Below are 17,817 nucleotides of genomic sequence, written 5' to 3' on the forward strand. Positions count from 1 at the left end.
TGTCGTGGGACGCTTCGGAAGCCGCCACTGTAGAAGCGGCATCCGATGATGTAAATTGAAGATTGCTACGTTTTCAATAACCGGCAGGAATTGAAAGACCAACTCACCGATCTTCGCCAGGACTTCGTGCGCAACGTGCAGCTGCGGCACCTGCGCTGCTTCGTCACGGTGGCGCAGGAGCGACACCTCGCGCGCGCCGCCGAGCGGCTGGCGCTGAGCCAGCCGGCGGTGTCGAAGACGCTCTCCGAGCTCGAGGCCATCGCGGGCACGCGGCTTGTCGAGCGCAGCAACGCCGGGCGGCGCGGCGTGCAGGGCCTCACGGCCGCCGGCGAGCAGCTGCTGGCGCATGCGCTGCGCGTGCTGGAGGCGCTCGACGCCAGCGCGCAGGCCGTGGCGCCCGCGGCAGGCGAGCGCATCGAGCGGCTGCGCATCGGCGCGCTGCCCAGCGTGGCGCCGGCCCTGCTGCCGCAGGCGCTGGCGCGGCTGCGCGACAGCAGGCCATCGGTGCAGATCGTGGTGAAGAGCGCGGCCAACGCCGCTTTGCTCGACGAGCTGCGCGCCGGCGAACTCGACCTGGTGGTGGGCCGCATGAGCGATCCGCGCCTGATGGGCGGCCTGAGCTTCGAGCTGCTGCACACCGAGGCGCTGGTGTTCGCGGTGCGCGCGGGCCATCCGCTGGCGCACAAGGCGGCGTCGGTGCAGGCGGTGCTGGCCTATCCGCTGGTGGTGTACGGCGAGGGCACCAGCCCGCGCCACAACACCGAGAGCTTCCTGTCGGCGCGCGGCCTCGTGCTGCCGGCCAACGCGCTGCAGACGCTCGACGTGGCGGTGGCTCGTGCGCTGGCGGCAGTATCCGATGCGGTGTGGATCACGCCGCTGGGTGCCGCGCGCGGCGAGCTGGACGATGGGCGCCTCGTGCGGCTGCGCATCGAGACGGCCGGCACGGAAGAGCCCGTCGGTCTGCTGCAGCGCAGCGACGCCGAGCCCTCGGCGCTGCGAGCCGCCATGGCCGTGCTGCTGCGAGAGGCCGCCAGGGAGCAGGGCGCGGTGCCCCCCACAGCCAGGCGCAAGCGCAAGGGCTAACGCGTTTTCGCCAGGTGGCGCAGCGACACGAAGTGCGCGAAGCCTGGGGTCAGTCTTTCGTTGCCCTGCGCTGCACGCAGGCCACGTAGCCTTCGCCATCGGGTGGGCGGCCCGCGCGCTGGCTCTCCCACATCATCTGGCCGAGGCACTCCATCGCCTCGTGATGCGCATGCAGCAGCGAGCCGCGCCGCGCAGCGAGCAGCTCGACCGCCTGGCGGATGCCGCGCGGCTGGTCGATGGAGCACTGCTCGCTGATCGACAGGTGCATCGACAGATGGAGGAACGGGTTCTCGCGTCCGTTCGATCCGTCGTACACCCGCGCCACCGCGGCGTCGGCGTCTGCAAGGTCCTCGTGGTACTCGGGGTGCTGGTCGATCCAGCCTGCTGCGATGGTCTCGAGCGCTTCCATCGGCAGGCCCTGCCGGTGCTTGGCGTAGACGTCGCAGAAGAAGCGGCGCACGTCTTCCTGGGAAGGGTTGAACATATCTATATAGAGGTGGCGAAAAGATGAAAGGGAGAGGCCGGCGAGAACAGTTTTTTCGGCGGCTTCGCGGCGCTTCGGATGTGTCGGACGTTCCGGGTACGCGGCGTTACTTCGTAACGTAACGAATCGCCAATTGACCTCCTTACGAGCTGTTTCCACACCCCGTCGAAGGTCCTGCAAAAAGAAAATTTTCCATACGAATCAACGAGTTGCGGTGTCCGAGGCAGCTTCGGAATGGAGCCCGGCAAAAGCGGCACGCTAGTTGCCCCTGAGTAGGCATCTTTTGTCACAGAGGCTGCCATGACCGCTCAACAAGCATCGACCAATTCGACCGAGGGACTTGCCGCCGCTGGCGCTGCCCCTGTGGTTCTTGCCCAGGCCACCGTCACTCCGCTGGGTACCCCCGGCGTGGTGAGCCCGGCCGCTCCTGCCGCAGCTGCCGCCCCGGCCAGCATCGGCACATTATCGAACGCCACGCCCGGCGTCACCGTCATGCGCGACGGTGTCAGCATTCCCGTCGATGGCAATCAGACGCTGATGGCCGGCGACCGCGTGATCGTTCCGCAGGACGGCCACGCCAACGTTCTCTTCCCCGGATCGGCCACCAACAAGGCCCCGCTCGCAGGTGTGTTCACCGGCGGCACCGACGCCACCATCGGCTCGACCAAGCTGCCGGGCGGCCTCGAACAGGTGAATGTCGATGTCGCCTCGGGCGACCTGCAGGTGACCCCGCCCGACAGCGACGCCGACGCCGCTGCCCTGGCCGTCACCAAGAAGCTCGCTGCCGGCAGCGGCATCGGCCTCGGCGAATTCGCGCTGGGCGCCCTCGGCGCCGCGGCGCTGGGTGCTGCACTGAGCGGCGGTGGCGGCGGCAGCGACAGCGCATTTCCGCTGCTCGTCGGCTCGGGCAATCCGACCAATCCTGGCGACTCCGATGCAGACGCCGACTCCGATGCGGACGCCGATGCTGATGCGGATGCGGACGGTGATGCAGATGCAGACGCAGACGCAGACGCAGACGCCGATGCCGACGCAGACGCAGACGCCGATGCCGACGCAGATGCCGACGCAGACGCCGACGCAGACGCCGATGCCGACGCCGACGCCGACGCCGATGCCGACGCCGATGCCGATGCCGACGCCGATGCCGATGCCGATGCCGATGCCGATGCCGATGCCGATGCCGATGCCGATGCCGATGCGGACGCCGATGCCGACGCCGATGCCGACGCCGATGCGGACGCCGATGCGGACGCCGATGCCGATGCCGATGCCGATGCCGATGCCGATGCCGATGCCGATGCCGATGCCGACGCCGACGCCGACGCCGACGCCGATGCCGATGCAGACGCAGACGCAGACGCAGACGCAGACCACCTCCTCGACCCGGGCGACGGCCTCGTCGGCCACGTCACCGACAGCCTGGGCAACGCGCTCGGCCTGGGCGACTCGCTCACTCCGGTCACCCATGCGGTCGACGGCCTCACCGACACGCTCGACGACGTGCTGGCGCCGGTTCTCGGCAGCGAGTTCACGCCGAACGATCCCAACCAGTTCGACCCGATCGACAACACCGTGGGCAGCGTCGCCGGCCTGCTGGGCGACTCGCTGAGCCCCACGCTCGACAACCTGCTGGGCGCCGGCGCCACCACCGCCATCCTCGGCACGGTGGTGGGCCAGGTCGACTACCTGACCGACGCGCTGAACAACGGCCTGAACAACCTCGTCGGCGATCACGGCATCGTCAGCGGCCTCACCGATGCGCTGGGCCTCGGCGGCGTCACCGACCAGCTGCTGGGCAACGACGGCGTCGTCGGTGGCCTGCTCGACAACGTGCTGGGCAATGGCAGCGTGGTCTCCGGCCTGCTGGCCGAAGACGGCGTCGTGGGCGGCCTGCTCGGACCCGATGGCGTGGTCGGCGGCCTGCTGGGCTCCGACGGTGCCGTGGGCGGCCTGCTGGGCAACGTGCTGGGCAGCGACGGCATCGTGGGCGGCCTGCTCGGCGACGGCGCCGTGGGCAGCCTGACCGGCGGCCTGCTGGGCGAAGACGGCCTGCTGGGCGGCCTGCTCGGCGACGGCAGCGCACTGGGCGGCGTCCTGGGTGACGACGGCCTCGTGGGCGGCCTGCTCGGCGGCGACGGCACCCTGGCCAACGTGCTCGGCAGCGGCGGCCTCACCGGCGAGCTGCTGGGCCACGGCGGCCTGGTCGACAGCCTGCTCGGCGAGCATGGCGCGATCTCCGGGATCATCGCCGACAGCCCGCTGGGCGGCCTGCTCGGCGGCGAAGGCGGCCTGCTGGGCGGTGCCGTCGGCGGCCTGCTCGGCAACGACGGACTGGTCGGCGGCCTGCTGGGTGACGACGGCCTCGTGGGTGGCCTGCTCGGCAACGACGGTCTCCTCGGGGGCGTGGTGGGCAATGACGGCCTGCTGGGCGGTGTGCTCGGCAACGATGGCCTGCTTGGCGGCGTGCTGGGCGATGACGGCATCGTCGGTGGCCTGCTCGGCAACGACGGTCTGCTGGGCGGCGTGCTCGGTGACGATGGCATCGTCGGCGGCCTGCTGGGCAGCGACGGTGTGGTGGGCGGCCTGCTCGGCGACAACGGCCTGGTCGGCGGTCTCCTGGGCAGCGACGGCCTGGGCGGCGTCCTCGGCGGCGACGGCCTTGCCGGCGGCCTGCTCGGACCCGACGGCGTGGTCGGCGGCCTGCTGGGCGACGACGGCATCGTGGGTGGCGTGCTGGGCAATGACGGCCTCCTCGGCGGCCTGCTGGGCGGCATCGGCAACGGCGGCACCCCCGGCACCGGCGACGCCCTGCTCGACCCGCTCGACAGCGTGGTCGGCGGCGTGGCCTCCGGCCTGAACAACGGCCTGCTGGGCGACCTGGGCCTGGGCGACGTGCTGGCCCCGGTGACCAGCATCACCGACAGCGTGACCGACACCGTCGACGGCCTGCTGGCTCCGGTGCTCGGCTCCACCTTCACGCCCAACGACCCCAACGTGCTCGACCCGGTCGACGGCGTCGTCGACCAGGTGACCGACGGCGTGGGCGGCCTGCTGAGCCCGGTGACCGACCAGCTGCTCGGCACCGGCACGACCAGCGCGCTGCTGAATGCGGTCGACACGCAAGTCGACTACCTGACCGACGGCGTGGCCAACCTCATCGGCGGCGATGGCCTGCTGGGCGGAGTCCTCGGCGGCGACGGCGGTCTCCTGGGGGGTGTGCTCGGTGGCGACGGCGGTCTGCTCGGCGGCGTGCTGGGTGACGACGGCCTGCTGGGTGGCGTGCTCGGTGGCGACGGCGGTCTGCTCGGCGGTGTGCTGGGTGATGACGGCCTGCTGGGCGGCGTGCTCGGCGGCGACGGCGGTCTGCTCGGCGGTGTCCTGGGCGACGACGGCCTGCTGGGTGGCGTGCTCGGTGGCGACGGTGGCCTGCTCGGCGGTGTGCTGGGCGATGACGGCCTGCTGGGTGGCGTGCTCGGCGGCGATGGTGGCCTGCTCGGCGGTGTTCTGGGCGACGACGGCCTGCTGGGTGGCGTGCTCGGCGGCGACGGTGGCCTCCTCGGCGGTGTTCTGGGTGAAGACGGCCTGCTGGGCGGCCTGCTCGGCGGCCTCGGCGGCGGCACTTCTCCCGGCACCGGCGCCCAAGCCCTGCTGGATCCGGTCGACAACGTGGTCGGCGGCCTGGCGAACAGCCTGAACAACGGCGTGCTCGGCGGCCTGGGCCTGGGCGACGCCCTGACTCCGGTGGTCGGCCTGACCGACGGCTTGACCGACACGGTCGACGGCCTGTTGGGCCCCGTGCTCGGTACCGGCTTCGTGCCGAACGATCCCAACGTGCTGGACCCGGTCGACAACGTGGTCGGCCAGGTGACCGATGGCGTGGGTGGCCTGCTGAGCCCGGTGACCGACCAGGTGCTCGGCGCGGGCGCCACGGGCGCCCTGCTGGATCAGGTCGCCACGCAGGTCGACTACCTGACCGACGGCGTTGCCAACCTCGTGGGTGGCGACAACGGCCTGCTGGGCGGCGTGCTCGGCGGTGACGGCGGCCTGCTCGGTGGCGTGCTCGGCGACAACGGCGTGGTCGGCGGCCTGCTGGGTGGTCTGAATGGCGGCGACGCTGGTGGTCTGCTTGACGGCATCCTGGGCGACAACGGCGTGGTCGGCGGTCTCCTGGGTGGTCTGACCGGCGGCGACGCTGGTGGTCTGCTCGACGGCATCCTCGGCGACAACGGCGTGGTCGGTGGTCTGCTGGGTGGTCTGACTGGCGGCGACGCTGGTGGCCTGCTTGATGGCGTCCTGGGCGACAACGGCGTGGTCGGTGGTCTGCTGGGTGGTCTGACCGGCGGCGACGCTGGCGGTCTGCTCGATGGCGTCCTCGGTGACAACGGTGTGGTCGGTGGCCTGCTGGGTGGTCTGACCGGCGGCGACGCTGGTGGTCTGCTCGACGGCGTCCTTGGCGACAACGGCGTGGTCGGCGGGCTGCTGGGTGGTCTGACCGGCGGCGACGCTGGTGGTCTGCTTGACGGCATCCTGGGCGACAACGGCGTGGTCGGCGGTCTCTTGGGTGGTCTGACCGGCGGCGACGCTGGTGGTCTGCTCGACGGCATCCTCGGCGACAACGGCGTGGTCGGTGGTCTGCTGGGTGGTCTGACTGGCGGCGATGCCGGTGGTCTGCTCGACGGCGTGCTCGGCAGCGATGGCCTGGTCGGTGGCGTTCTCGGCACCGTGACTGGTGGCGACACTGGCGGCCTGCTGAATGGCGTGCTCGGTAGCGATGGCCTGGTCGGCGGTGTCCTCGGTACCGTGACCGGCGGCGATGCCGGTGGTCTGCTCGACGGCGTGCTCGGCAGCGATGGCCTGGTCGGTGGCGTTCTCGGCACCGTGACCGGCGGCGACGCTGGCGGCCTGCTGGGCGGCGTGCTCGGTAGCGATGGCCTGGTTGGCGGCGTCCTCGGCACCGTGACCGGTGGCGACGCTGGCGGTCTGCTCGACGGCGTGCTCGGCAGCGATGGCCTGGTCGGCGGTGTCCTCGGCGCCGTGACTGGTGGCGACGCCGGCGGTCTGCTCGACGGCGTGCTCGGCAGCGATGGCCTGGTCGGCGGTGTCCTCGGCACCGTGACCGGCGGCGACGCTGGCGGCCTGCTGAACGGCGTGCTCGGCAACGACGGCCTCGTCGGCAGCCTCCTGGGCCAGGACGGCCTGGTGGGCAGCCTGCTTGGCGGCCTGACCGGCGGCAACAGCCCGGTGGCCAACATCCTGGAGCCGGTGAGCGAGGTCGCCAGCAGCGTGACTGCCGCCGCGACGCCGATCGTCTCGACCGCGACCAGCGCCGTGCACGACGTGACGGCACCGGTGACCGACATCCTGGCCGGCACCACCTCGGCGGCCGCGCCGGTGGCGGAGGCAGTGAGCACCACGGTGAGCAGCGTCGACCACGCCGTCACCCCGCTGGTGACGGAAGTCGTGACGCCGATCACCAGCCTGGTCGAGCACGCGGTTTCGCCGGTGACGAACGTCCTGCACGGCCTGCTGGGCTGATCGGCCGGCGGACACCGGTAGAGAGAACACAAGAAGGAAGAGGGGCGAGGGAGCTTGCCGCAGCACCAGGGACAGGCCGCCACCGGCCTGTCCCGCGAAAGGACCGATATGAAGAAGAATTTCCAGACAGTGGCCATCGTCGCGCTCGGCGCAGTCCTGGTGGGCTGCGCGGCCCCCAAGACCGGCCGCGACGATGCGACCTACTACTACTCGAACAAGGCTGCGACCGCGGTGCCGAAGGTGGAGCCGGCACCGCCGCCGCCGGTGCAGAACGGCCCGGCCGGCGTACCGAAGATCGTCTATTTCGACTTCGACAAATACAACATCAGGCCCGGCGACCGGAACATCGTGGAAGCTCACGCGAGCTACCTGCGCAACCGGCCGCAGAGCAAGGTCGTGATCGAGGGCCACACCGACCAGCGCGGCGGCCGCGAATACAACCTCGCGCTGGGCCAGCGCCGTGCCGACTCGGTCCAGCGCGCGCTCACGCAGCTCGGCGTGCCCGCCGAGCGCATCGAGGCCATCAGCTGGGGCCTGGAGAAACCTGCATCGCTCGAAACCACCGAGGAGGGCTATCAGCTCAATCGCCGGGCCGAATTCAGCTATCGCTGAAGCCGGGTCACCGCGATGACTTCGGTGGTGGCAGTCCCCGGACCGCGCACACGTCAGAGCGAAAGCAGATGACGGGCGTGGCCGGTTTCCCGCATTCGAACGGGGCCGAATGATGTCCTTCACAGACCAGCTCCACGCCTGCCACGAACGCCTTGCGTCGGTGTGCGCGGCGCTGCCTGCGCCCTATCCGGCATTCACGCTGTTCTTCTCGGTCAGCGACGGCTCGCAGCGCGCACACGTCGTGCACGCGCGGGCCGCCGACTTCGAGACTGCGTGGCGCGAAGGCGCGGGCCACGTCGAGCGCTGGGTGCACGAGCGCGGCATCGTCTCGCCGTGGCTGCGCATCGACTGGGTGGAGGGCGCGAGCCCGATGGACTGGGCCCAGTTCAAGACGCAGCTCACGGCCGTCAAGCGCAACTACTTCCGCCTCGGCCTGGCCTTCGACAAGGACTTCACGCTCGCCTTCACCGAGCAGGAACTCAATGCCAACGCCATGCTGTGCGGCGACTCGACCATCGCGCACTCGGTGGTCAACGCGCGCAACTTCGAGGTCTACGGCCAGGCGCGCTTCCAATGCTCGCCGCCGCTGGACATGCCCTCCGACCAGCCGGTCTACCTGCTGGCGACCGTGGGCGTGTTCTGCCAGCCCGACGGCGTGGTGCACAAGCTGGTGGGCACGGGGCTCGACGCGGGCCGCCGGCAGCTGCCTGCGCTCAACCCGCAGTCGGTGCTCGAACTCGTGCGCAGCGGCTCGTCGTACCTCGCGCGCCAGGTGCAGGGCGACGGCCTCTTCGTGTACGGCTACTTCCCGTGCTTCGACCGCCGCATCCCGACCTACGACGCGATGCGCCATGCGAGCGCGATCTACGCGATGCTCGAGTCGTGGGAGCTCACGCGCGACGAGACGCTGCGCGCGGCCATCGACCGGGCGCTGGAGCATCTCACCGGCTCGCTGATCCGCGACTACATCCTGCTCGACGGGCGCGCGGTGGCCTTCCTGGTCGACACCGGCGGCGAGATCAAGCTCGGCGGCAACGCGGCCTGCGTGCTCGCGCTGGTGAAGTACTGCGAGCTGATGGACACGCGCCGCTGGCTGCCGCTGCTGGAGAAGCTCGCGCTGGGCATCGCCTCGATGCAGGATGCGGCCACCGGCCGCTTCAACCACGTGCTGCATGCCGCTGACCTCACGGTCAAGCAGGCCTCGCGCATCATCTACTACGACGGCGAGGCCGCCTACGCGCTCATGCGCCTCTACTCGCTCACGCGCGAGCCGCAATGGCTGGCGGTGGTGGAGAAGGCCTTCGACCACTTCATCGCCAGCCAGCACTGGCAGGCGCACGACCACTGGCTCAGCTGCTGCGTGTGCGAACTCACGCACTGGAGCCCGCAGGAGAAGTACTTCCGCTTCGGCCTGCAGAACGTGGCGGGGTACCTCGACTTCGTGCTCGACCGGAAGACCACCTTCCCGACGCTGCTCGAACTCATGCTGGCCGCGCAGCAGATGCTGCAGCGGCTCGAAGGCATGCCCGCGATGCGGCACCTTCTGGACGAACTCGACACCGAGAAGTTCTACCGCGCGCTCGACTACCGCGCGCACTACCTGCTCAACGGTTTCTTCTGGCCCGAGATGGCGATGTACTTCCGCCGGCCGTCGACCGTGGTGGGCTCGTTCTTCATCCGCCACCACTCGTTCCGCGTGCGCATCGACGACGTCGAGCAGTACCTCTCGGGCTTCGCCGCCTACCACCGCTACCTGGTGGAGCGGCGCGCCGTGCCGGGTGGCGCGGGCTCCGGGGGCGGGCGTGACGACGGCGCGGTGTGGACCGCCAGCGAGATGGCGCGCGTGACCGGCGGCGAGTGGGTGGTCAAGCCCGAGGACGGCTGGCGCGCCGCGGGCGTGGCGCAGCGCTCCTTCATGCGCAAGGGCCGCGTGGTGTTCGACCACCAGACGCGGCCTTCCAAGACGCCGCTGGCCGCCGTCACGCTCAAGGGCGTGCTGCAGCCGGCCGCGGCCGTGCTGTGCTCCGACCCCAAGCCGCACCTCGACAAGCGCGTGCCCGTGCTCAAGGTGCAGAACGTGCTGCAGGCGGTGCTGGAGCTCGGCGACCATGCGCGCGCCGAGTTCACCGGCCGCGTGTGCGGCGTGCTCGGCAGCGGCGCCGGAAGCAGCACCGTGGCGGCGATGCTGGCCGGTGCGCTCACCGTGTGGGGCGAGGTCGGCCAGCCCGAGGGCAACGTGAGCCTGCCGTCGGGCATCGCCTGGAACATGACCTGCATGCCCAGGCACGCGGCCTACTGGGTGCTGGAGATGGGCACCTCGCACATGCCGGCATCGGCGCAGCTGGTGCGGCCTTCGCTGATGGTCGTGACGGGGCTTTCCGCCGCCTCGCAGAAGCACCGCGGCCCGAGCGAGGCTGCCGCGCGCATGGACAGCCGGATCTTCCAGGCCATGGCGCCGGGCGATTCGGTGGTGCTCAACCGCGACATTCCCGAGTTCGCCACCTTCGCCGAAGCGGCGATGGCGCAGCAGCTGCAGATCGTGACCTACGGCGAGCACAGGGACGCCGACGTGCGCCTGCTCGCCTTCGATCACGGCGAGGTGCAGGCGATGGTGGCGGGCGAGCCCTTCCAGCTGCGGCTGAACGCGCCGGGCCGGCACATGGGCGCGAGCGCCATCGCCGCGCTCGCCGCGCTGCAGGCCATGCGGCTGCCGCTGGCCGCCGCGGTCGAGCCCTTCGCGCACTTCGAGCCGCCGGGCGGCCGCGGTGCGCTGCACACCATCCACATCGGCGGCGGCAGCTTCAAGCTGATCGACGAGACCTACGACGCCAACCCCAGCTCGATGCGCGCCGCGCTGGAGCTGCTCTCGCAGGCGCCCTGCGAGCCGGCGCGGCGCGTGGCGATCCTCGGCGACATGCAGGAGCTCGGCCCCGCCGCCCAGCGCCACCACCTCGACCTGGAGGCCGAGCTGCTCGCATCGCAGCCCGACCGCGTGCTGCTGTGCGGCCCGCTGATGCGCGCGCTGCATGCGCGCATCCGCACCAAGGTGCGCTCGCACTGGTTCGTCGATGTGTCCGATTTGTCGACAGCGCTCGGCGGGCTGCTGCAGCCCGGCGACTGGGTGCTGGCGAAGAGTTCCGCGGGTGTCGGCCTTTCGCGGCTGGCCCGGGTTTTGAAAGCACTGCCATGAGATTCAACGCACTCCTGCACTCGGCCTTCGGATACGAGGCCCCCGCCACGCGACAGCAGCCCGCCCGCCGCTGGTGGCTGGGCTGGCTGCAGCTGCTGTGCGCATGGGTGCTGTGCATGCTGCTGTGCGCCAACATCGCGCTGGTGTTCGCGCAGGATTTGTCAGGGCGAAAGGGGGAGGTCAGCGCAGGGAGGCAGGCCGGTTGCGCGGTAACGGGAAGCGCCGCGCAACCGGTGCCGGTTAACGGGATCAGGGCCGATGTGGCGAAGGGGCAAAGGCTGCCGTGCTGATGTGTGTTTGAAGCGCACCGCGAGTGAATATTTGCCTTGTAACAGCTGGGTAACAGTTGATAATGAGGCAGGCGTCACTGCACGACGGACCGGCTCTTTCCAATGATCAAGTTCCTCCTGCCAAGCCAACTGGTTGCCGAGACCCCGGACGAGCCCGGAGCCAGTCCCTACGCGGGTGCGCTGAACGCCGCATTCCGCGCTGCCTATCCGCTGGTGAAGAGTGCGGCATGGCGCTCGCTGCCCATCAGCCTGTTCGGGCTGCTGCCTTCCATCTTCCTGCTGCAGGTGTATGACCGGGTGCTGTCGCGCAGCGGTACCTCGACGCTGGCCGCGCTGGTCAGCGGCATCCTGTTCTTCCTGTGCATCGAGTTCTGGCTGCGCACGCGCCGCTCGCGCCTGCTGCGCAACGCCGGCGCCATCGTCGACCACGGCGTCTCGGGCGCGCTGCTGAACTCGATGCTGGGCCGTCCGCTGCGCGCGCTGGAGGCGCGGCCGGCGTCGGTGTGGCACCTGTACTTCCGCGACGTGGCCTCTGTGCGCGGCACCATCACGGGTGGACTGGCCCAATCCATCTTCGACCTGCCCATGGCCGTCTTCGCCCTGGTTGTCATCGGCATCGTCGCGCTGCCGGTGCTGCCGGTGGTGGTGCTGTTCCTCGGGATCATGTCGTTCCTGGCGTGGTGGTGGGCCGACGAGGTGCGCTCCGGCCGCGTGGAGGAAGTGCAGCGCGGGCGCGGCCTCGAGCGCGTGACCGCCGAGATCTGCAACGCACGCGAGACGCTCAAGGCCCAGGCCAACGACGGCCCCACCATCGAGATGTGGCGCCAGACCTACAACGCCTGGCTCGCCGAGAGCTTCAGCAAGAACGGCCAGATCGAGACCGCGCGCGACGGCACCACCGTGCTGCTCACCGTCTTCTCCGTCGTCGTCGTGACCGTTGGCGCCGTCTCGGTGATGGAGCAGTGGATGACGGTGGGCGGCCTGGTCGCATCGAACATGCTGGCCTTGAAGGCGCTGCAGCCGGTGGCCGGGCTGGTGTCGAACTGGCGCTCGCTGGCCACCGCCAAGGAGGCCGCCAAGCGGCTGGAGACCGTGTTGCGCGAGCCGGTGGAGAAGCCGCCCACGGGCATGACGCTGCCCCAGCCGCTGGGCCGCATCACGCTGAAGGACGTGAGCTTCAGCTTCACCGAGACCGCGCAGCAGCCGGTGCTGGAGAACGTCGACCTCGACATCGGCCCGGGCGGCCTGCACGTGATCGTGGGGCGCAACGGCGCGGGCAAGTCGACGCTGGTCAAGCTGCTGTCGGGCCTGTACACGCCCACGCGCGGCGTGGTGAGCATCGGCGAGTACGACCTCTCGCAGTTCGGCCGCGAGGAGCTGTCGCGCTGGATCAGCTATCTCTCGCAGGAGGTCTACTGGTTCGGCGGTTCGCTGATCGACGTGATGCGGCGCAACGCGCCGGGCCAGAGCGACGAGCAGATCGTCGCGGCCTGCAAGCTCTCGGGCGCGCACGACTTCATCTCGCGGCTGCCCGACGGCTATCGCACCATGGTGGGCGAAGGCGGCACCGGCGTGTCGGTGGGCGAACGGCGCAAGCTCGCGCTGGCCATGAGCTTTCTGCGCAAGCCCTCGGTGCTGGTGCTCGACGAGCCCAGCAACGACCTCGACTTCCAGAGCGAGCGCAACCTGCTCGCCACGCTGCTCGCGGTGGCCAAGGTGCGCACCGTGGTGGTCGTCACGCACTCGCTGCGCATCGTCTCCGCCGCCAACGTGGTCTACCACGTCACCGGCCAGGGCAACGTGGAGCAGGGCACGGCCGCGGTGATGGTGCCGAAGCTGTTCGGCGTGAAGAAGCCGCTGGTGGCGCTGGGCGACGCGGAAGAAGGCGCGGCCGGCGGTGCCTCGCCGGCCTCGCGCTCGATGGCCTGAGGCACGGGCGGCGACCGACGAGCAACGAACGACTGACGAACGAAGAGTGACCGGGGACGCGATTTGAAAATAGACCTGCCGCAGATTCTTCAGGAAGAGAACGAGAAGCGCGAGGCCCAGGCCTCGCCGCAGGGGCGGCGGCGGCAGTGGATCATCGGCGGCGCGATCGCCGTGCTCGCGCTGGTCGGCCTCGGCTTTCCGATGGAGACGGTGGTGGTCGCCCCGGGCCGCGTGATCCCGTCGGACCGCGTCAAGTCCATCCAGCATTTGGAGGGCGGCATCGTCAGCAACGTGCTGGTGAAGGAAGGCGAGAAGGTCAAGCAGGGGCAGCCACTGGTCGAGATCGATCTGGGCGGCAGCGGCCTCAACCTCGAAGAGCTCACTGCCCGCTACGCCGCCACGCAGGCCACGCGCGTGCGGCTGATGGCCGAGAGCCGCGGCCAGCCGCTCACGCGCCAGTCCTTCGCCGCCGACATCGACGAGGGCGTGTTCGAGGGCGAGACCGGCGCCTACCAGGCGCGCGCGCTCGAGCAGCGCGGCGTGATGGCCGGCGCGGTGTCGGGCCTTGAGCAGGCGCGCAGCAAGAAGCTGGAGCAGGAGGCCAAGGTCAAGGGCCTGAGCGACCGGCTGGCGCTGATGCAGAAGGAACTCGAAATCTCCGAACAGCTGCTCAGCGAGAAGCTGGTGGGTCAGGTCGAAGTGCTCGAGAAGCGCCGCCAGGCCGAGAGCGTGCGCAGCGAACTCGCCGTGGCGCGCCAGGGCGTGGTTTCGGCCAACGCCTCCATCACTGAGGCGCAGGCCAAGATGGCGGAAGCCGAGGGGCGCTTCCGCCGCCGCGCTTCGGACGAGCTGGCCACGGTCGAGCGCCAGTTCGCGAGCCTGAGCGAAGACCTGGCGCGTGCGCGCACCCAGCGTTCGCGCACCGTGGTGAAGGCGCCGTCGGACGGCATCGTGAAGGGCCTGCGCAACTCCAGCCCCGGCTGGGTGGTGAAGCCCGGCGAATCGATCCTCGAAGTGGTGCCCGACGAGGACGAGATCATGGTCGAGGCGCGGCTCAACCCCAACGACCGCGGCTTCATCGAAGTGGGCCAGGAGGCGCGCGTGAAGATCACCGCCTACGACTATCTGCGCTACGGCGCGGTCGACGGCAAGGTGAGGCTGGTTGCGGCCGACGCCGACCGAGACCCCGCCATCTCCAGCGGCGCGCCCTACTACCGGCTGCTCATCAGCATGTCGCAGTCGCACGTGGGCCGCGTCGAGAACCGCATCACCGCCGGCATGGAGTCCGAAGTGGACCTGCGCGTGGGCACCGACCCGTTCATCTGGTACATCCTGCGACCCGTGCTCAAGCTTCGCCGCGAAGCTTTCCGCGAACCATGAAGTACCGCAAACCGGTCGATCTGCGCCGCGTGGGCACCGGCGCCGTCTGCGCAGCACTGTGCGCAGGCTTTGCGCTGCCGCCAGCCTACGCGCAGGAGCAACAGCAGCAGCCCCAGCCGCTGCCCGACTACCTGCTGCAGCAGCAGGAGATGGAAAGCGCCGCGAGGCTCACCGTTGCGCGCAGGCTCTCGGCGCCTTCGCTCGGCGCGGCGAGCTACGCCCAGCAGGTGAAGCAGGCGCTGGTCGTGCTCTCGCAGGACTACCCCGAAGTGCAGACCATGCAGGCGGCCGCCAATACCAGCAGCTACGGCGTGGATGCGGCGAGACAGGCGCGCTATCCGAAGTTCAGGCTCGGCACCTCCTCGGGCAACTACAACAGCGGGGCGGCCAACGCCAAGACGCAGAGCTACACCGTGCTGACCGCCGAGGCACGCGTGAGCCTGCTGGACGGCGGCGCGATGAACGCCGCGCAGCGCGCCGCGGAAGCCGGCAACCAGGCCGACGACGAGGCCGTCGTCACCACCTCGCAGAAGGTGGTGCTGGACGCGCTCACTGCGTATTTGCAGGTGCAGCGCTTCGACCTCAAGAAGCAGATCGCGCACAAGGCCTCCGAGGTGGTGGCCGAACTCTCGAAGGCCGAGGCCCGCCGCGTGGCGCTGGGCGTGAGCGGCGACAACGACCTCAACATGGCGGCCTCGCGCCGTGCGCTGGTGGCCGCGCGCGAGTCCGACTTCGAGGCGCAGCGCGACGAGGCGCTCGCCAAGTTCCGCAACTACTTCAAGTTCTCGCCCAACCCCGAGTCGCTGCCGGTGCTCGCGGCGCCCGTGCAGTGGCGCATCGCCACGCAGGAGGAAGCGCTGCGCCGGGCCGAATCGCGCAGCACCGAGATCGCCGAGGCGCTGGGCCGCATCGAGCGGGCGAGGGCGCTGGCCGACCAGCAGGACGCGAGCCTCTACCCCACGCTCGACGCCGTGCTCGTGAAGAGCAAGGACCCGCGCGGCGTCTCGCCGCAGGACCCGACGCGCGCTGCGTTCGAGCTCAACTGGAACTTCGGCAACGGCTTCGACCGCCAGCTGCGCCTGAAGTCGGCGCTGGCCGAAGTCGCCAACCAGGAAGCCAAGCTCGAAGGCGTGAAGCTCAACCTCTTCGAGCTCACCGCAGCCTCGTGGTCGCGCACCGTCTCCGGCCGCGAGCGCGAGAAGCAGCTGATGGAAGCCGTCAGCACCGCCGGCCAGGCCTTCCGCGGCCGTCGCCGCCTGATGGAGTTCGGCCGCGAGACCCTGCCCAAGGTGCTCGACGCGCAGCTCGACTACTACACGCTGCTGTTCGACTACGTCGATGGCGTCTTCGACCTGCGCATCTCCGAGCTGCGCCTGGCGCGCACCACCGGCGAACTGCGCATCGACCCCGCCGGCCCCAACAACTGGATCGACCGCCTCTTCGGCGCCCCCAGCCGCCAGGTGCTCACCGAGGACGGCCTGCTCGCGAAGCTCTGCATATCGAGCAACACCGCCTGCACAAGCGAGCCGGTAGTGACCGAACGCGCCACCGGCGCAGCCGGCGCCCCGCCGGCCCTGCGCAGAGCCCAACGCCTCTCGATCCCATAAGCAAGCGGGCAAGCGGCAAGCGAAGCGAGCCAATTCGCGAACACCGCGGAACCGGCTCTGCCGGGCCGCAGGTGTTGCCCCCGGAAGGGGGTTGGCGAAGCGACACGAAGTGCGCGAAGCCTGGGGGAGAGCCTGGTGCCACCGAGGAACCGGCTCCGCCGGGCCGCAGGTGTTGCCCCCGGAAGGGGGTTGGCGAAGCGGACACGAAGTGCCGCGCAGCCTGGGGGGGAGCCAAGCCTTGCCTGGGGGCGAACTTATTGCTCTTCGGGAATGCCCGGTTCGCCGTCGAGGATCTGGTACTTGCGCATCTTCTCCCACAGCACCTTGCGGCTGATGCCCAGGTGCTGCGCGGTGTCCTGGCGCTTCCAGTCGTTGATCTCCAGCGCCGCGATGATGCGGTTGCGCTCGCTGCTGTTCCAGCCCTTGCGGTCGGCGCTGCCGTCGATCGCGCCCAGCCCGCCCGAGCTGCCGTTCAGGCCGTTGCCGCCCGCCGATGCCGCCGGCGCGGGCGTGCCGCGCGTGAGCGCGATGGCGCGCTGGATCAGGTTCTGGTCCCAGCTGTGCAGCTGGCGCGCGATCACGCCCACGCGCTCGGCGAGGTTGCGCAGCTGCCGCACGTTGCCGGGGAAGTAGGTCTCGGCCACCGCGTCGCTGAGCCAGTGCGGCGTCTCGCCCAAGGCTTCCAGCTCGTCGCCGAGCACGTTGCTCAGCAGCGCCTTGAAGATCGCGATCTTGTCGATCTCGCCGCGCTCCTCGAGGCTGGGTACGTGCAGCTCGATCACCGCGAGCCGGTAGAACAGGTCGGCGCGGAATTCGCCGCTGGCCACCATCTCGCGCAGGTTGCGGTTGGTGGCCGCCACGAGCCGGAAGTCCACGCGCACCGGCGCCGTCGCGCCCAGCCGCGTCACCGCGTTGTCCTCCAGCACGCGCAGCAGCTTCACCTGCTGGTAGCGCGGCAGGTCGCCGATCTCGTCGAGGAACAGCGTGCCGCCCGTGGCCTGCTCGAAGTAGCCGCGATGCGCATGCACCGCGCCCGTGAACGAGCCCTTGGTATGGCCGAAGAAGAGCGACTCGAAGAGCCCGTCGGGAATCGCGCCGCAGTTCACCGCCACGAACGCGCCCTTGCCGTAGCGCTGGTGGCCCATGTGCAGCTGCTGCGCGATGCGCTCCTTGCCCACGCCCGTCTCGCCGCGCACCAGCACGCTGTGGTCGCAGTCGGCAAAGGCGTTCACCTCGGCCAGCAGCGCCTTCATCGCATCGGAGTGCGCCACCAGCACGTCGGGCGGCTGCGGCGCCACCTCGCGCGCCCGCAGCTGCCGCACCAGCTTCGCGACCATCGTGCGCAGCTCGGCGCAGGTGAAGTCGTATGGCAGCACATGCAGGTACTCGGGCGGATAGGTGCGCGAGTCGCGCTCGCGCGACCCGGCCGCGACCCAGATCACCGGCATGCCCTGAAGCAGCTCGGTCGCATGCGCCAGACCGCCCCCGTCGATGACCGTGACGCTGATGATCGCCACCGAAGGCCGAAGCGCGGCCCCCTGCTCCTGATGCGGAGGCGGCATGCCGTCGGCCCGGATCACCTCCACGTCGAAGCTCGCCATGCACCGCGCGATGCGGTCGAGGATGTCTGCCTTGCCTTCCCAGACAAAGAGGTCGAGTTCGTCGAAATTGGCGGCGGGTGAATTCATCGGGAGGAGCGCAGCG

10 protein-coding genes are annotated in these 17,817 nt (G+C 70.1%); 8 read left to right on the forward strand and 2 right to left on the reverse strand.

Annotation, left to right across the window (positions count from 1 at the left end):
• The first annotated feature begins 90 nt into the window (after positions 1-90).
• Complete coding sequence (locus FHY06_RS28740; RefSeq protein WP_145761528.1) at positions 91-1,083, forward strand: LysR substrate-binding domain-containing protein; 993 nt, start codon at positions 91-93, stop codon at positions 1,081-1,083.
• Between the two features lie 49 nt (positions 1,084-1,132).
• Here the strand turns inward: FHY06_RS28740 and FHY06_RS28745 are convergent, their stop codons facing one another.
• Positions 1,133-1,567 carry a DUF1841 family protein gene (locus tag FHY06_RS28745; protein WP_019656213.1) on the reverse strand — a complete coding sequence of 145 codons (435 nt, stop codon included), beginning with the start codon at positions 1,565-1,567 and terminating at the stop codon, positions 1,133-1,135.
• A gap of 300 nt (positions 1,568-1,867) precedes the next feature.
• Between FHY06_RS28745 and FHY06_RS28750 the strand changes: the two genes are divergently transcribed.
• The 7 genes from FHY06_RS28750 (at position 1,868) to FHY06_RS28780 (ending at position 16,113) form a co-directional block, all read left to right on the forward strand.
• A complete protein-coding gene (locus FHY06_RS28750; protein WP_260310744.1) occupies positions 1,868-7,105 on the forward strand; it encodes a hypothetical protein in 5,238 nt (1,745 codons plus the stop codon).
• 108 nt (positions 7,106-7,213) lie between these two features.
• The gene (gene pal / locus FHY06_RS28755) at positions 7,214-7,717 is read left to right on the forward strand and encodes a peptidoglycan-associated lipoprotein Pal (RefSeq protein WP_019656211.1); all 504 of its coding nucleotides are present in this window, start codon (positions 7,214-7,216) and stop codon (positions 7,715-7,717) included.
• Between the two features lie 109 nt (positions 7,718-7,826).
• Positions 7,827-10,907 carry a glutamate ligase domain-containing protein gene (locus tag FHY06_RS28760; RefSeq protein WP_019656210.1) on the forward strand — a complete coding sequence of 1,027 codons (3,081 nt, stop codon included), beginning with the start codon at positions 7,827-7,829 and terminating at the stop codon, positions 10,905-10,907.
• Positions 10,904-11,197, forward strand: a complete 294-nt coding sequence (locus FHY06_RS28765) for a hypothetical protein (RefSeq protein ID WP_184607122.1) — start codon at positions 10,904-10,906, stop codon at positions 11,195-11,197. Before FHY06_RS28760 ends, FHY06_RS28765 begins: the two co-directional genes overlap by 4 nt.
• 102 nt (positions 11,198-11,299) lie before the next feature.
• Positions 11,300-13,126: a peptidase domain-containing ABC transporter gene (locus tag FHY06_RS28770; RefSeq protein ID WP_126184631.1), complete on the forward strand. Its 1,827-nt coding sequence runs from the start codon at positions 11,300-11,302 to the stop codon at positions 13,124-13,126.
• A 63-nt stretch (positions 13,127-13,189) separates the two neighbouring features.
• Complete coding sequence (locus tag FHY06_RS28775) at positions 13,190-14,506, forward strand: HlyD family type I secretion periplasmic adaptor subunit (RefSeq protein ID WP_019656207.1); 1,317 nt, start codon at positions 13,190-13,192, stop codon at positions 14,504-14,506.
• Positions 14,503-16,113, forward strand: a complete 1,611-nt coding sequence (locus tag FHY06_RS28780) for a TolC family protein (RefSeq protein WP_184607123.1) — start codon at positions 14,503-14,505, stop codon at positions 16,111-16,113. Before FHY06_RS28775 ends, FHY06_RS28780 begins: the two co-directional genes overlap by 4 nt.
• Positions 16,114-16,367: 254 nt before the next feature.
• Here FHY06_RS28780 and FHY06_RS28785 read toward each other — a convergent pair whose 3' ends face one another.
• On the reverse strand, positions 16,368-17,801 hold the full coding sequence (locus tag FHY06_RS28785) for a sigma 54-interacting transcriptional regulator (protein ID WP_126184629.1): 1,434 nt from the start codon (positions 17,799-17,801) through the stop codon (positions 16,368-16,370).
• Between the last annotated feature and the right edge of the window lie 16 nt (positions 17,802-17,817).

It is taken from the genome of Variovorax atrisoli (assembly GCF_014195185.1).
Lineage (GTDB): Bacteria > Pseudomonadota > Gammaproteobacteria > Burkholderiales > Burkholderiaceae_C > Variovorax > Variovorax atrisoli.

Excerpts from the sequence above, each read along its gene's own strand:
- FHY06_RS28750 (WP_260310744.1), top strand. The coding sequence starts at position 1,868 with ATGACCGCTCAACAAGCATCGACCAATTCGACCGAGGGACTTGCCGCC.
- FHY06_RS28765 (WP_184607122.1), top strand. The coding sequence starts at position 10,904 with ATGAGATTCAACGCACTCCTGCACTCGGCCTTCGGATACGAGGCCCCC.
- FHY06_RS28780 (WP_184607123.1), top strand. The coding sequence starts at position 14,503 with ATGAAGTACCGCAAACCGGTCGATCTGCGCCGCGTGGGCACCGGCGCC.
- FHY06_RS28785 (WP_126184629.1), bottom strand. The coding sequence starts at position 17,801 with ATGAATTCACCCGCCGCCAATTTCGACGAACTCGACCTCTTTGTCTGG.
- FHY06_RS28745 (WP_019656213.1), bottom strand. The coding sequence starts at position 1,567 with ATGTTCAACCCTTCCCAGGAAGACGTGCGCCGCTTCTTCTGCGACGTC.
- pal (WP_019656211.1), top strand. The coding sequence starts at position 7,214 with ATGAAGAAGAATTTCCAGACAGTGGCCATCGTCGCGCTCGGCGCAGTC.
- FHY06_RS28760 (WP_019656210.1), top strand. The coding sequence starts at position 7,827 with ATGATGTCCTTCACAGACCAGCTCCACGCCTGCCACGAACGCCTTGCG.
- FHY06_RS28770 (WP_126184631.1), top strand. The coding sequence starts at position 11,300 with ATGATCAAGTTCCTCCTGCCAAGCCAACTGGTTGCCGAGACCCCGGAC.